At 65.5% G+C, this 14,067-nt stretch carries 14 protein-coding genes; 8 read left to right on the top strand and 6 right to left on the bottom strand.

Features of this window, described 5'->3' with window-relative positions; translation table 11 throughout:
- The first annotated feature begins 273 nt into the window (after positions 1 to 273).
- Positions 274 to 1,287, top strand: coding sequence for a formamidase (locus tag H8A95_RS13275; protein WP_229183581.1), 1,014 nt, complete (start codon positions 274 to 276; stop codon positions 1,285 to 1,287).
- A gap of 13 nt (positions 1,288 to 1,300) precedes the next feature.
- Here the strand turns inward: H8A95_RS13275 and H8A95_RS13270 are convergent, their stop codons facing one another.
- Positions 1,301 to 2,296, bottom strand: a complete 996-nt coding sequence (locus H8A95_RS13270; protein ID WP_229183608.1) for a YeiH family protein — start codon at positions 2,294 to 2,296, stop codon at positions 1,301 to 1,303.
- A 173-nt stretch (positions 2,297 to 2,469) separates the two neighbouring features.
- Here H8A95_RS13270 and H8A95_RS13265 point away from each other — a divergent pair, with 173 nt between their 5' ends.
- On the top strand, positions 2,470 to 3,438 hold the full coding sequence (locus H8A95_RS13265) for a LysR family transcriptional regulator (RefSeq protein WP_229183580.1): 969 nt from the start codon (positions 2,470 to 2,472) through the stop codon (positions 3,436 to 3,438).
- Here H8A95_RS13265 and H8A95_RS13260 read toward each other — a convergent pair.
- The 3 genes from H8A95_RS13260 to H8A95_RS13250 form a co-directional block, all read right to left on the bottom strand.
- Positions 3,386 to 3,607, bottom strand: a complete 222-nt coding sequence (locus tag H8A95_RS13260) for a hypothetical protein (RefSeq protein ID WP_229183579.1) — start codon at positions 3,605 to 3,607, stop codon at positions 3,386 to 3,388. The two genes, H8A95_RS13265 and H8A95_RS13260, sit on opposite strands and share 53 nt — an antisense overlap.
- A 145-nt stretch (positions 3,608 to 3,752) precedes the next feature.
- Complete coding sequence (locus H8A95_RS13255; RefSeq protein WP_229183578.1) at positions 3,753 to 4,991, bottom strand: ATP-binding protein; 1,239 nt, start codon at positions 4,989 to 4,991, stop codon at positions 3,753 to 3,755.
- 131 nt (positions 4,992 to 5,122) lie between these two features.
- Entirely contained in the window at positions 5,123 to 6,394 is a 1,272-nt protein-coding gene (locus H8A95_RS13250) for an allantoate amidohydrolase (RefSeq protein ID WP_229183577.1), read from the bottom strand.
- Positions 6,395 to 6,765: 371 nt separating this feature from the next.
- On the opposite strand from H8A95_RS13250, the gene H8A95_RS13245 reads away from it, so the two are divergent.
- The 5 genes from H8A95_RS13245 to H8A95_RS13225 are packed head-to-tail and all read left to right on the top strand — an operon-like array spanning position 6,766 to position 12,137.
- Positions 6,766 to 7,875: a BMP family ABC transporter substrate-binding protein gene (locus tag H8A95_RS13245; protein WP_229183576.1), complete on the top strand. Its 1,110-nt coding sequence runs from the start codon at positions 6,766 to 6,768 to the stop codon at positions 7,873 to 7,875.
- The gene (locus H8A95_RS13240; protein WP_229183575.1) at positions 7,872 to 8,981 is read left to right on the top strand and encodes an ABC transporter permease; all 1,110 of its coding nucleotides are present in this window, start codon (positions 7,872 to 7,874) and stop codon (positions 8,979 to 8,981) included. The genes H8A95_RS13245 and H8A95_RS13240 overlap by 4 nt, the downstream gene beginning before the upstream one ends.
- A 1-nt stretch (position 8,982) precedes the next feature.
- Positions 8,983 to 9,909 (top strand): ABC transporter permease, encoded by a 927-nt coding sequence (locus H8A95_RS13235; protein ID WP_229183574.1) that lies wholly within the window; start codon positions 8,983 to 8,985, stop codon positions 9,907 to 9,909.
- 15 nt (positions 9,910 to 9,924) lie between these two features.
- Positions 9,925 to 10,608: a biuret amidohydrolase gene (biuH, locus tag H8A95_RS13230; protein ID WP_229183573.1), complete on the top strand. Its 684-nt coding sequence runs from the start codon at positions 9,925 to 9,927 to the stop codon at positions 10,606 to 10,608.
- A complete protein-coding gene (locus H8A95_RS13225) occupies positions 10,605 to 12,137 on the top strand; it encodes an ABC transporter ATP-binding protein (RefSeq protein WP_229183572.1) in 1,533 nt (510 codons plus the stop codon). Before biuH ends, H8A95_RS13225 begins: the two co-directional genes overlap by 4 nt.
- Positions 12,138 to 12,355: 218 nt before the next feature.
- Here H8A95_RS13225 and puuE read toward each other — a convergent pair whose 3' ends face one another.
- Both puuE and H8A95_RS13215 read right to left on the bottom strand, forming a co-directional pair.
- The gene (puuE, locus tag H8A95_RS13220; protein ID WP_229183571.1) at positions 12,356 to 13,294 is read right to left on the bottom strand and encodes an allantoinase PuuE; all 939 of its coding nucleotides are present in this window, start codon (positions 13,292 to 13,294) and stop codon (positions 12,356 to 12,358) included.
- A gap of 1 nt (position 13,295) precedes the next feature.
- The gene (locus H8A95_RS13215) at positions 13,296 to 13,709 is read right to left on the bottom strand and encodes a DUF3830 family protein (protein WP_050631209.1); all 414 of its coding nucleotides are present in this window, start codon (positions 13,707 to 13,709) and stop codon (positions 13,296 to 13,298) included.
- 195 nt (positions 13,710 to 13,904) lie between these two features.
- Here H8A95_RS13215 and H8A95_RS13210 point away from each other — a divergent pair.
- Positions 13,905 to 14,067, top strand: a 163-nt coding sequence (locus tag H8A95_RS13210) for an SDR family NAD(P)-dependent oxidoreductase (RefSeq protein WP_229183607.1), incomplete at its 3' end; no start/stop codon positions are given.

Here is a 14,067-nt window from a genome sequence, read left to right as displayed (position 1 = left end):
ACGCCCCGAATGCGAGAAGACCCGCGCTTGATTAAGCAAACCGCGTGCCATTGCGCAATGATAGTGCCGTCCCCTTCAATCGCCCGAAATGCCCCGCATCTCAATTGCTTGGGACACGCGCCCGGCCGTTCGCCCTGCCCTCATCCGCTTGATTTGCGCATCGCTTAATCCTGCTGGCATGATCGTTGCTAGCTAAGAGCTGGCCCAGAGCCCGAACGAGCGGCGACGAACGTTCGCGAAATGACAACGCTTCAAACAAGCGGGAGGACAGGCATGAATGGACTTGGCGGCCTCAACAAATCGCCCAATGGCGTGGTGATCGGACTGGTGCAGCTGCAACTGCCCGTGGTTGCGACCAAGGCCGATCTGGCACGGCAGACCGAGCGCATCGTCTGGATGGTTGGCAAGGCGCGGCGCAATCTCGCCACCATGGATCTGGTCGTATTCCCCGAATATTCGCTGCACGGCCTCTCGATGGATACCAATCCGGAGATCATGTGCCGGCTCGACGGGCCCGAGGTCGCGGCTTTCAAGCAGGCCTGCATCGACAACAGGATCTGGGGCTGCTTCTCCATCATGGAGTTCAACCCGCATGGCAATCCCTACAATTCAGGCCTGATCATCGACGATCACGGCGAGATCAAGCTGTACTACCGCAAATTCCATCCCTGGATTCCGGTCGAGCCGTGGGAGCCGGGCGACATCGGCATTCCCGTGATCGACGGGCCGAACGGCGCGAAGATCGCGCTGATCATCTGTCACGACGGCATGTTCCCGGAAATGGCGCGCGAATGTGCCTACAAGGGCGCCGAGATCATGATCCGCACCGCAGGCTACACCGCACCGATCCGCGACAGCTGGCGCTTCACCAACCAGGCCAACGCGTTCCAGAACCTGATGGTGACCGCCAATGTCTGCATGTGCGGCTCGGACGGGTCGTTCGACTCGATGGGCGAAGGCATGATCGTCAATTTCGACGGCAGCATCATCGTGCACGGCACCACGGGACGGGCCGACGAGATCATCACCGCCGAGGTGCGGCCCGACCTCGTGCGCGAGGCGCGGATCAACTGGGGCGTCGAGAATAACATCTATCAGCTCTGGCACCGCGGCTACGTCGCGGTGAAAGGCGGCGCGATGGATTGTCCCTACACGTTCATGCAGGACATGGTGTCAGGCCGCTTCCGCCTGCCCTGGGAAGATCAGGTCAAGATCACCGACGGCACGTCCTGCGGCTTTGCGGCGCCGACGCGGATGTTCGGCAAGACCGCGAAGGCTGCCGAGTAGCCGCCACAGGCGGCTACTTGAAGAAGTGCACGAGGCCGATGCTCAAGGCCAGCAGCAGCATCAGCGACAGCGTGACCGCGGCCGTTACCCGGCCGCCGACTGTCGAGAGCACGCGTACATCGACGCCGAGCCCGAGTGCCGCCATCGAGACGACGGTGAGGATCGCCGCCGTCTTCGTCACCGGCGCGATCGCGATGTCGGGCACGAGTTGGAACGAGCGCAGCGCGGCGAGCACCAGGAAGCCGATGATGAACCAGGGCACCAGCTTGAACGGGCTGATCGAGGCGGTCTTTGCAGTGCCTTCCTCGGCGGCGCCGGCCCCGGTGCTTGCCTTGCGCCGCCGCGCCACGAACAGCGAGAGGGCGACCACGATCGGGCCCAGCATCAGCACCCGCACCAGCTTCACCAGCGTGCCGATCTGGGTCGAGACGATGCCGGCGGGCACGGTCGCCGCCAGCACCTGGGGCACGGCATAGACCGTGAGGCCGGCGAGGATGCCGTATTGCGTCGCCGTCAGCTTCAGGAGCGGGATCAGCAGCGGCAGGCCGAGCACCATCAGCACGCCGAGGATGGCGGTGAACGAGATCGACGAGGCGATGTCGTCGCCATCGGCCTCGATCACCGGCGCCACCGCGGCGATCGCCGAGTTGCCGCAGATCGAATTGCCGCAGGCGATCAGGATCGCAAGCTTGGCCTTGAGCCCGAGCAGGCGGGCGAGGCCATAGCTCACCGCCAGCATGATCACGACGGTCGCGGCGATGGCGCCGATCAGGAGCCAGCCCGACGCCAGGATCGCGGCGAAGCTGATCGATGCGCCGAGCAGCATCACCGCGACCTCGAGCAGCTGCTTGGCGCTGAAGGCAATGCCCGAGCGCCAGCGCTCCGAGGGCTCCCAGGCGGTCCGCACCGCCATGCCGAGCAGGATCGCGACGACCAGGGCCTCGATATAGGGGTGATCGAAAACCCGCTCTTCGGCGGCCTGGATGCCGAGCGAGATGACCGTGACCATTCCGCAGAGCAGAATGCCGGGAATGAGCCGGAAAATGCGCCTCAGCGCCCCCGGCTTCTGCCCCTGGTCTTGTTCTTGTTCCGGCACGAAATCCTCTTTTCGGAGAAGATTTTATGCGCCAGAGGCCGCCTCTTGGCTAATATATTTTCGGACTGCCCCGATAGAGAGAAGTTATGTCCCTCAACCTGCATCTGCTCCGCCTGTTCGCGGCCGTGGCGAGAAGTGGAAGCTTCTCCCGCGCCGCCGACCTCCTGCACATCAGCCAGCCGGCGATCTCCAAGGGCGTGCGGGATTTCGAGTTGCAGGTCGGTTGCCGGCTGCTCGACCGGACGCCGAAGGGGGTGCGGCCGACCCGGGAGGGCGCGGCGCTGGCAAGGCATGCCGAGACGCTGTTCGCGGCCGAGCGCGCCGCCGAGGACGAGTTGCAGGCGCTGCGCAACCTCGACAGCGGCTCGCTGCGGATCGGCGCCAGCACGACGATCGCGACCTACATGATCCCGGAATATCTCGGCGTGTTTCACCGCGCCTTTCCCGGCATCGACCTGCATGTGGTGAGCGCCAACACCAGCGACATCGCCGCGCTGATGCTGGGGCACGAGATCGAGATCGCGCTGGTCGAGGGGCCGGTCGAGGACGAAGCCCTGACCAGCGCAGCCTGGCGCACGGACGTGATGGTGCTGATCGCAGCGCCCGATCACCGCTTCGCAGCCGCCGCAGGCCCGATCGACGTCCGGTCACTGAACGACGAGATCCTGATCGTGCGCGAGCCCGGCTCAGGCACGCGCGAGGTGGTGGCGCAGGCGCTCGCCGCGCACCGCGTCGAGCCGCAGCGCACGCTCGAGATCGGCAGCACCGAGGCGATCAAGCAGGCGGTGGCATCGGGTGTCGGCGTCGCCATCGTGTCGGTTGCGACGATCGACGATCAGGTGAAGCTCGGAAAGCTGAAGGTGATCCCGATCAAGGGCGTCCATATCGAGCGCACGCTGTGGCAGCTCAAATCGCCCGGCCGGCTCGACGTGCCGGCGGCGGTCGCGTTCGAGGGGATCATTCGGGAAGCGAAGGCGAAGACGCCGCCGCGCGTAGCTGCGGTCAGAGCGCGGCGAACAGACCCTGCGCCCAGGCAACGGCACGCTCGAAGCTGAATACGCCGGGTTCGAAGTAGACGGCGCGGGCCAGCACGATGCCGACCACCAGCACCCAGAACACGCTGGTGCCCGCGGTCTTCAGCCATTTCGACACGCTTTCGCTCGCGGCCGAAGAATCGACTGCGGGGACCGGTTCACCGAAGGGATCGAATGCGGATTGGCTCATCGTCGTAACCATCAGGAATAGCCCATGATGTCGCGACCTCGGGGGCAGAAGCAAGGGTAGTCGAATGCCTTTTGCGCCGGTTCCTTGGAAGGACGTTTTCCAGCCCGAATGCCGGGGAGTATTTCCTTCTGAGCGCCCGGGGGCGTCAACTATCGGTTCCGCGCTGCGGCGCCAGGCGCGGCAGCGTGATCCGCACGCTGGTCCCCATTCCCGGGGCACTATCCAGATGGAGCTCGCCACCCAGCCGGTTCGTGACGATGTTGTGAACGATGTGGAGACCGAGCCCGATACGGCCGATGTCGCGGCGCGTGGTGAAGAAGGGATCGAAGGCCTGCCGCAGCACGTCATCCTCCATCCCGCAGCCATCGTCGGCGAACAGGATTTCCACTTGATCCGCACCCAACGCGCGCAGCCGGATCGTGATCGTGCCGCCCTTGCCGTCCGGAAACGCGTGCGCGACCGAATTGACGAACAGATTTGTCAGCACCTGGCCGTAAGGGCCGGGATAGCTGTTCATCGCAAGACCGGACGGGCAATCGACCGCGAGCGCCAGATTGTTCTTCGGCAAGGCCGGGCGCAGGTTCGAAAGCACCTGCTCGGTCACCTCGCCGAGATCGAACTGGCTGCGGTCGAAATAGCTGCGATCGACGGCCACCTGCTTGAACGACTGCACCAAATCCGCGGCGCGCTTGAGGTTGCCGACCAGCAGCGACGACGCGCTTTCGACGACCTCGATGAAATCGCTCAGGGTCGATCGCTTCAGCTTGCCGCGCGCAGCCTCGGCAGCGAAGTCGGCGCATTTCTGTTCCAGCACCGAGGCGACCGTGAGGCTGGTGCCGACCGGGCTGTTGATCTCGTGCGCGACGCCGGCCACCAGCCGGCCCAGCGCGGCGAGCTTTTCCGCCTCGATCAGCGACGCCTGGGTCTCCTGCAGATGCTGCAAGGCCTTCTCGGCCGCATCGCGCGCGGCACGGATCTCGCGTTCGCTGCGCTTGCGATCGGTGATCTCTTCGGCCGCAACATTGACCCCGACGATGCTGCCGTTCGGTTCGCGCTGCGGGTGCCAATGCGTGATCCAGCAGCGCTCGTCATTGTGACCCGGACGCTGGCCGTAGACCTCGACGTCGGTGACGGGTTGCCCGGTCTCCATGATCGACCGAACGATGCCTTCGACCGCGGCGGCGAGCGCGGGCACGCAATCGTGCACGGTGCGTCCGAGATGGCCTTCGACCGAGATGCCGCAGATCTCGGTGAGGCGCTGGTTGATCTGGAGGTAACGGCAGTCGGGAGAGAGGTAGGCAAGACCGATCGGTGCAGTGTCATAGATCAGCTGCAACGCCGGTTGTTTTGGGAACTGAACGTCCTGGACGACGGACGACCTCATGTCCTGCCCTCCCCAATTGCCGCAAGTCTAGCGCTTCACGGCGGGGGCGCAAATAGGCGGCCTGTGCCAGCCAATGGCGGTCACATTGTCCGGATTCGGCACGGACGGACGACCGCCCGGGACCGGCAGCTTCAGCTATTCACTGTAACGTGCGCTCGGAAATTCTCGATGAAGCGCAGCAGCACCCGCGCACCGGTGTCGGCGTCGGCGAGTTCGACGTGCTCGGCCGGATTGTGGCTGATCCCGCCGCGGCAGCGCACGAAGATCATGCCGATATCGGCGATATCGACCATCGCCATGCCGTCATGCCCGGCGCCGCTCGGCAGCTCGAACACGGCATGGCCCTCGGCGGCGACCGCTTCCGCAATCTGCGTTTTCAGCCACGGCGCGCAGGGCACGCTGCGGTTCTCATGGGTGACGTCGATTTGCAAGGCGAGCTCGCGGCGCTTGGCGATCGCCTCGACCTGCCGCACGATGTCGGCGACGGCGCGCTTGCGATGCATGTCGCTCTGCGAGCGGATGTCCATGGTGAAGGACACCTTGCCCGGGATCACGTTGGTGGCGCCGGGCATCGCGTTGATATAGCCGACGGTGCCGACCAGGCCTGCTTCGTCGCTCCGGCAAAACGCCTCGATCGCAACGATGCATTCGGCAGCGCCGGCGAGCGCATCGCGCCGCAGCGGCATTGGCACGGTGCCGGCATGGCCGGCCATACCGGTGAGATTGGCCGCCAACCGGGTCGCGCCGGAAATCGCGGTGACGACGCCGACCGGCAGCGCCTTCTCCTCCAGCACGGGCCCCTGCTCGATATGCAGCTCGACATAACCGAGCAGCTCGCGGCGGGCGCGCGCTGCCTTGCCGATGTGATCGGGATCGAGCCCGAAGGCGATCAGCGCATCGCGCATCGAGATGCCGGCGCGATCACGGGTGTTGAGCACGCTCTCGTCGAACGTGCCGGCCACCGCGCGACTGCCGAGCAAGGTCGAGGCAAAGCGCACGCCCTCCTCGTCCGCGAAGCCCACGATCTCGATCGCGAACGGCAGCCGCTTGCCGCGCCGGTTCAGATCGGCGACGCAGGCGATCGCGGTGATGACGCCGAGCGGCCCATCCCACCTGCCGGCGTCGCGCACGGTGTCGTAATGCGAGCCGAGCATCAGGGCCGGCAGGCCCGGCCGCTCGCCCTCGTAGCGGCCGCAGACATTGCCGATCGCATCGAGATGCGCGCTCATGCCGGCCTCGCGCATCCAGGACAGGATGAGATCGGCCGCCTTGCGATGCTCCTCGGTGAGGAAGACGCGCGCCAGATGCTCGGGCGTCTCCGAGATCGCCGCCAGCTGAACGATCCGCGCCACGATCTCGTCGCCGAGGGAGGACGGATTCGAAGACGGTTTTGTCTCGCTCATGCTGTTTCCCATCAATCCGCCCCGGCGCCGCAGCCCGCTTCACTCGTAGCAGGCCGGCCCCGATTCACCAGCCGGCAAATGGCGCCTTCAGCACCGCCCCCGACCGGGCTCGCAGCGGCCGCCCGGCGGTTAGCGACTGCTTAACGGCATTGCATACAACGGCGACCAACAGATCGCAAAATAGGCAAATCAATCTCGATCGAGCTCCGAGCCTCCTCACACCGATTAGCATTCTCATGTATATTCAGTCGCTTACGGAACAATGATCGCCAAACGTGCTCTGGCACGAAGCTTGCGACACTCCGTCACGCGCCGCCGTTACGCGGTCGCGACAAGGACAGGCGGGCAGGCCCCGCCGGAGGGAGCAGGCGATGGATTTTGGCAGGATTTCAAGACGGCATTTGTTGCAGGGAAGCGCGGCATTGGCGGTCGGCAGCACGCTCGGCGTTCGCGGCGCGGCGGCAGCGGAAACCACGGTCGGCTTCATCTATGTCGGGTCGCGCGACGACTATGGCTACAACCAGGCCCACGCGCAGGGCGCGGCGGCGCTGAAGAAGCTTCCCGGCATCAAGGTGGTCGAGGAAGAGAAGGTGCCGGAGACCGACGCGGTCGAGAAGACCATCGAGTCCATGATCAATCTCGACGGCGCCACGCTGCTGTTTCCGACCTCGTTCGGCTATTACAACCCGCACGTCGTCAAGATGGCGGGCAAGTTTCCGAAGATGCACTTCGAGCATTGCGGCGGCCTGTGGACCGACAAGGACCCGAAGAACGCCGGCAGCTATTTCGGCTATATCGACGAGGCGCAATACATCTCCGGCATCGTCGCCGGCTATTCGACCAAGAGCGGCAAGCTCGGCTTCGTCGCGGCCAAGCCGATCCCGCAAGTGTTGCGCAACATCAACGCGTTCACGCTCGGCGCACGCCTTGCCAATCCGAAGGCGACCACGCAGGTGATCTTCACCGGCGACTGGTCGATGCCGGTCAAGGAAGCCGAGGCGACCAACAGCCTGATCGACCAGGGCGTCGATGTGCTGACCTGCCATGTCGACGGACCGAAGACGATGGTCGAGAACGCCGCGCGCCGCGGCGCGATGGTGTGCGGCTATCACGTCAACCAGTCGCCGCTGGCGCCGAAGGCCTATCTCACCGGCGCCGAGTGGAATTGGGAGGCGCTCTATCCGAAATTCGTCAAGATGATCACCGCGGGTGAAGCGATCCCGAATTTCTATCGCGGCGGCCTCAAGGAAGAGATCGTCAAGGTCTCGCCCTATGGGGAGATGGTTTCGGCCGAGGCGCGCAAGCATGCCGACGACGTCAAGGCCAAGTTCATGTCGGGCGAGTTCGCGATCTTCAAGGGCCCGCTCGTCGACAACAAGGGCAAGACCGTGATCGCCGGCGGCACCGACCGCGGCCAGCAGGATCCCGAGCTCGAGAAGATGGACTATCTGGTCGACGGCGTGATCGGAGCCACCGCGTGACCACCGAGGCGGCGGAATCGGTGGAGGCGGCCGGCGTTGCTCCGGCCGCCGATCCCGGCTTCCTCCAGCGCACCGGCGCGAGTATCGAATACATCCTGATCCCGGGCGCGGCGCTGGTCGGCGCGCTCGCGGTGTTCGGCGGCTTCGTTGCACTCTACGGCAAGAACCCGCTCGATCTCTATTTCTACATGTATTACGGCGCGTTCGGCACCGCCTTCTCCTGGCAGAACACGTTGACTCGCGCAGCACCGCTGATCCTCACCGCGCTGTGCACGGCGCTGCCGGCGCAGCTCGGCATGGTGATCATCGGCGGCGAAGGCGCGCTTCTGATCGGCGCGCTGTCGGCGACATCAGCGGCGCTGGCGTTGCAGGGCGCGGCGCCGATCGTGGTGCAGACCGCGATGGTGATCGCGGGCATGATCGGCGGCGGCCTCTGGATCACGCTGTCCGGCGGCCTGCGGCAGTATCGCGGGGTCAACGAGACGATCTCGAGCCTGCTGCTGGTCTATATCGCGCTCGCGATTCTGAACCATCTGGTCGAGGGGCCGATGCGCGATCCGGCGAGCCTCAACAAGCCGTCGACGCGCGAGATCGGCGCCGCCAACATGATCGGCAGCATTCCCGGCACCGACGTGCATTGGGGCCTGGTGTTCGGCCTCGTCGCGGCCGTTGCCGCCTACGTGCTGATCTATCACACCACCTTCGGTTTCGCCGCGCGCGTCGCCGGCGGCAACATCCGCGCGGCCAAGATCGTTGGGCTTTCCGTCGGCAAGCTGATCCTCACCGTCTGCTTCCTCGCCGGCAGCTGCGCAGGTCTCGCCGGCATGATCGAGGTTGCAGCCGTCCAGGGCCGCACCAATGCCAATCTCGCCGCCGGCTACGGCTTCACCGGCATCCTGGTCGCGTTCCTGGCGCGGCAGAATCCGCTCGCGATCATTCCGGTGGCGATCCTGCTCGGCGGCATCTCGGCCTCCGGCGGCCTGTTGCAGCGGCGGCTCGGCCTGCCCGACGCCTCGGTGCTGGTGCTGCAAGGCATCATCTTCGTGTTCGTGCTGGCAAGCGATGCGCTCTACGGACGGATCGGCTTCCTGAAGGGAAAGTCCTGACATGGCGGATGCTTCGCTCGGGCTCTGGACCGTCCCGCTCGCCGTGTTCGGCGGCGCCATCCGCGTCTCGACGCCGTTCCTGTTCGTCAGCCTCGGTGAGTGCATCACCGAGCGCAGTGGCCGCATCAATCTCGGCCTCGAAGGCACGCTGGTGATGGGCGCGATGAGCGCCTACGGCATCTCCTATCTCTCCGGCTCGCCATGGCTCGGCGTGCTTGCCGCCGGCATCACCGGCGCGCTGTTCGGCGCGCTGCATGCCGGCATCTGCTCGCTGCCGCGCGTCAACGACATCGCGGTCGGCATCGCGCTGATGCTGCTCGGAACTGGTTTGGCCTTCTTCCTCGGCAAGCCGCTGATCGAGCCGACGGCGGCGCGGCTGCCGGCGATCGATTTCGGCTGGTGGAGCGACGTGCCGCAACTGCGCGCGGCGCTGCGCATCAACGTGCTGTTCCTGATCGGCGTCGCGATCGCGCCGCTGCTCTATTGGGCCTTCAAAGCGACGCGCTGGGGCCTGTTGATCCGCACCGCCGGCGAAAGCGCCGATGCGGCGCGCGCGATGGGCCATTCGGTGCTGCTGATCAGATTGCGCGCCACCATGGTCGGCGGTTTCCTCGCCGGCATCGGCGGCTCGTTCCTGTCGCTGTTCTATCCCGGCAGCTGGAACGAAGGCCTCTCCTCGGGACAGGGCATCACCGCGGTGGCGCTGGTGATCTTCGCGCGCTGGGACCCGATGCTGTGCCTGTGGGCCTCGCTCGCGTTCGGCGGCGCTGCCGCGCTCGGGCCCGCACTGCAATCGGTCGGCATCACCTCCGGCTATCATCTGTTCAATGCCGCGCCGTACATCCTGACGCTTGCGATCATGATCATCACCTGCTCGCCGAAGCGCACGCTGACCGGCGCGCCCGCCGAATTGTCCATCACCCGATAGACCGCGAGATCATCCATGCCCGAGCGCTTCATCAAATCCGAGCCCTACGCCTGGCCCTACAATGGCGATTTGCGGCCGGAGAACACCGCGCTCATCATCATCGACATGCAGACCGATTTCTGCGGCGTCGGCGGCTATGTCGACAAGATGGGCTACGACCTCTCGCTGACGCGGGCACCGATCGAGCCGATCAGGAAGCTGCTCGCGGTGATGCGCGCGCAGGGTTTTCACATCATCCACACCCGCGAAGGTCACCGGCCTGATCTTGCCGATCTACCCGCCAACAAGCGCTGGCGCTCGCGCCAGATCGGCGCCGGCATCGGCGATCCCGGCCCATGCGGCCGCATCCTGGTGCGCGGCGAGCCGGGCTGGGAGATCATCTCCGACCTTGCGCCGTTGCCGGGCGAGCCCATCATCGACAAGCCCGGCAAGGGCTCGTTCTGCGCCACCGATCTCGAACTGATGCTGCGGCTGCGCGGCATCGAGAACATCGTGCTGACCGGCATCACCACCGATGTCTGCGTCCACACCACGATGCGCGAGGCCAACGACCGCGGCTTCGAATGCGTGCTGGTCGAGGATTGCTGCGGCGCGACCGACAAAGGCAATCACGACCACGCGCTGAAGATGATCAAGATGCAGGGCGGCGTGTTCGGCGCGGTGACGAAATCCGCCGACTTGATCGGGGCGCTGTCGTGATCATCGGCGAACCGCCCGCACCATCAGGCGCGTTCGGCGTCGACGCCATCGCCGTGACGATGCGGTTCGGCGATTTCCTGGCGCTCGACAATGTCGAGCTCAAGGTGCGTCCCGGCTCATTCCACGCTTTGCTCGGCGAGAACGGCGCCGGCAAGAGCACGCTCGTGAAATGCATCATGGGCTACTACCACGCCACCGAAGGCGACATCATCGTCGGCGGCCGCCAGCAGAGCATCGCCAATCCCAAGAACGCGCATGCGCTCGGGCTCGGCATGGTCTACCAGCATTTTACCCTGGTACCGGCGATGACAGTGGCCGAGAACCTGGTATTGGCGCGCGACGACGTGCCCGCTGTGGTCGACTGGCGCAAGGAGAAGAGGGAGCTGGAGGCTTTCCTTTCGCGGATGCCGTTCAAGGTGCCGCTCGACGCCAAGGTTTCCGCCATCTCGGCCGGCGAACGCCAGAAATGCGAGATCCTCAAGCAGCTCTATCTGAAGCGCCGCTTCCTGATCCTGGACGAGCCCACCTCGGTGCTGACGCCGGGCGAGGCCGATGAGGTGCTCGGCATGCTGCGCGCCATGGTGGTCGCGGGCGAATTGACCATCCTGATGATCACCCACAAATTCCGCGAGGTGATGGCCTTTGCCGACGACGTCACGATCCTGCGCCGCGGCAAGCCCGCCGGCACCGGCCGGGTCGCCGATCTGACGCCGGACGAGATGGCCCGCACCATGATCGGCGCCGAGCAGCTGACGGTGCAGCCGCCGCGCACCGGCGAGACCGGCGCGGCCCGGCTCGAGCTCGACAAGCTCACCGCGCTTGACGATGCCGGCGCCATTGCCGTGCACGGCGTGTCGCTGAGCGTGAAGAGCGGCGAGATCGTCGGCATCGCCGGCGTCTCCGGCAACGGCCAGCGCCAGCTGGTCGAGGTGCTGGCCGGCCAGCGCGAAGCCGAGAGCGGCGTGATCCGCGTCCAGGGCGAGGGCTATGCCGCAAGCCGCGAGGAGATGCGCCGCCACAAGATGTCGCTGCTGCCGGAAGAACCGCTGAAGAACGCCTGTGTCGGCGGCATGAGCGTCGCCGACAACATCGCGTTCCGCGAGTTCGACCGCGCCCCGTTCGCGCGCGGCGGCTGGTGGCTGAATCGTTCGGCGTTCCGCGACGATGCGGAGCGCAAGATCAATCGCTACAAGATCAAGACCCGTACGCCGGAGACGCCGATCGCAGCACTCTCGGGCGGCAATGTGCAGCGCGCGGTGCTGGCGCGCGAGCTCTCGGGCGACGTCGAGGTGCTCATCGCCGCCAACCCCTGCTTCGGACTCGACTTCGCGGCGGTGGCGCAGATCCACGCCGAGATCATGGCCGCCCGCAACCGCGGCGCTGCGGTGCTGCTGGTCAGCGAAGACCTCGATGAGCTGCTGGAATTATCGGACCGGCTGGTCGTGATGTTCCACGGCGCGTTCGTCCACGAGGCCCGTGCCAGCGAGGCCGACCTCACGGAAATCGGCCGGCATATGGCCGGGCACTGACCATCGGCGTCATTGCTTCGCTCGCAATGACAAACAGCTCTGGCCACACAAAGATGTCGTCCCTGCGAAAGCAGGGACCCATACTCCGCGGCGGATGTTGTGAAAGGGATTTGTCGTTCCAGCGTTGCGTAACAATCAGCATTCGTGGTTATGGGTCCCTGCTTTCGCAGGGACGACACCGGAGTTTGTTGCGCGCGATCCCTGCAAGATCCCGCCATCTAGCCGATCTCGAACGCATCCGCGGCGAGATGCTTCAGATTGGCGTACCAATGCTCGGCGATTTGAAGCCGGGTCGGCACCCAGACGTGCTCGTGCTTCTGGATGTAATCGAGGAAGCGCATCAGCGCGGCAGCGCGGCCGGGACGGCCGACGACGCGGCAATGCAGGCCGACCGACATCATCTTGGGTGACGTCGCGCCCTCGGCATAGAGCACGTCGAAACTGTCCTTCAGATAGGTGTAGAACTCATCGCCGCCGCCAAAACCCTGCGGGTTGATGAAGCGCATGTCATTGGCATCGAGCGTGTAGGGGATCACGAGATGCGGGTCGGTGCCGGCAGCCTTGATCCAGTACGGCAGATCGTCGGCATAGGAGTCGCAGAGATAGCGCAGACCGCCCGCTTCCATCAAAAGCCGCAGCGTGTTGATCGAGGAGCGGCCGGTGTACCAGCCGAGCGGCCGCGCGCCGGTCGCCTCGGTATGCACGGCGATGGCGCGCGCGATCTCCGCGCGTTCCTCGTCCTCCGACATGTCCCTGTGCTCGACCCAGCGCAGGCTGTGGCTGGCGATATCCCAGCCGGCCTCCTGCATCGCGGCGACGACATCCGGATTACGCTTCAGCGCCATCGCGACGCCGAACACGGTCGTCGGCAGCTTGCGCTCGGTGAACATCCGCCACAGCCGCCAGAAACCGGCCCGCGAGCCGTATTCGAACATCGTTTCAATATTGGCGTGGCGCTGGCCGATCCAGGGCTGCGCGCCCAGCACGTCGGAGAGAAACGCTTCCGAGGCGCGATCACCGTGCAGGATGTTGTTCTCGCCGCCTTCCTCGAAATTGACCACGAACTGCACCGCGACGCGCGCAGCGTCCGGCCATTTCGGATCCGGCGGCGTGCGGCCGTAGCCGCGGAGATCGCGCGGATAGCGGGCCTCGGTCACATCAGACTTCCTCGAAGCGGATGTTCTGCGCGCCCTTCCACAACACCGTCTTGCCGAAGGCGGTGAGGTTCTCGAGCCCCGAGGTCAGCGTGATGAAATGATTGCCCGCGAGCTGGCCCATCTTGCTGGCGAAATGCACGCCGCCATAGGCGAGCAGGATCTCGGTCTCGCTGATGCCGCCGGGATAGAGGATGATCTGGCCCGGCGCCGGATAGCTGGTGTGGTTCTCGTAGGAGACGCCGAAATCGAGATCGCCGAGCGGCATCCAGACGCCCTCGCCGCTCCAGCGCACATGGATCGCCTGGCTCTCGAACGGCATCGCCTTGCGGAAGGCGGCGACCGTCTTCGGCGCGAGCTGTTCCTCGAAACGGGCGTCAAAGGTGAAATCGCCGGCGCGGACAATCAGTTTGCTCATCGGACTCTCGTGGGTGGCTGGAAGTGACGCCTCAACCATTGCCGCCGGCTTGCGCCGGACGCAAGGCCGATTCCGGCCGCAAACGCCGGTTTTTTGCCGCAAGGGCGTCCGCCGCAACGCAGATTTGAGCAGGGTTGCGTTGCACCCCGCCTCCCCCTTTGCGAACCTGTTCGGACGCGCAAAGGAGGACTGCCGATGACAACAAACAGTCTGCACGGACATGTGGCGCTGGTGACCGGCGGCTCGCGTGGCATTGGTGCTGCAATCGTCAAGATGCTGGCGGACGCCGGCGCTGCCGTCGCGATCAACTACCGTGAGCGCTCGGCCGAGGCGGAAACGCTGGCCAAGGGCGTCATCG

This window comes from Bradyrhizobium oropedii (assembly GCF_020889685.1).
Taxonomy (GTDB): Bacteria; Pseudomonadota; Alphaproteobacteria; order Rhizobiales; family Xanthobacteraceae; genus Bradyrhizobium; species Bradyrhizobium oropedii.
This window is presented reverse-complemented; position numbering and strand designations above follow the sequence as displayed.

Bases quoted from the DNA above. Each gene is read 5' to 3' on its own strand.
- H8A95_RS13275 (WP_229183581.1), top strand. From the start codon at position 274: ATGAATGGACTTGGCGGCCTCAACAAATCGCCCAATGGCGTGGTGATC.
- H8A95_RS13250 (WP_229183577.1), bottom strand. From the start codon at position 6,394: ATGAGCGAGACAAAACCGTCTTCGAATCCGTCCTCCCTCGGCGACGAG.
- H8A95_RS13215 (WP_050631209.1), bottom strand. From the start codon at position 13,709: ATGAGCAAACTGATTGTCCGCGCCGGCGATTTCACCTTTGACGCCCGT.
- H8A95_RS13245 (WP_229183576.1), top strand. From the start codon at position 6,766: ATGGATTTTGGCAGGATTTCAAGACGGCATTTGTTGCAGGGAAGCGCG.
- H8A95_RS13255 (WP_229183578.1), bottom strand. From the start codon at position 4,991: ATGAGGTCGTCCGTCGTCCAGGACGTTCAGTTCCCAAAACAACCGGCG.
- biuH (WP_229183573.1), top strand. From the start codon at position 9,925: ATGCCCGAGCGCTTCATCAAATCCGAGCCCTACGCCTGGCCCTACAAT.
- H8A95_RS13265 (WP_229183580.1), top strand. From the start codon at position 2,470: ATGTCCCTCAACCTGCATCTGCTCCGCCTGTTCGCGGCCGTGGCGAGA.
- H8A95_RS13235 (WP_229183574.1), top strand. From the start codon at position 8,983: ATGGCGGATGCTTCGCTCGGGCTCTGGACCGTCCCGCTCGCCGTGTTC.
- H8A95_RS13270 (WP_229183608.1), bottom strand. From the start codon at position 2,296: ATGGTCACGGTCATCTCGCTCGGCATCCAGGCCGCCGAAGAGCGGGTT.
- H8A95_RS13260 (WP_229183579.1), bottom strand. From the start codon at position 3,607: ATGAGCCAATCCGCATTCGATCCCTTCGGTGAACCGGTCCCCGCAGTC.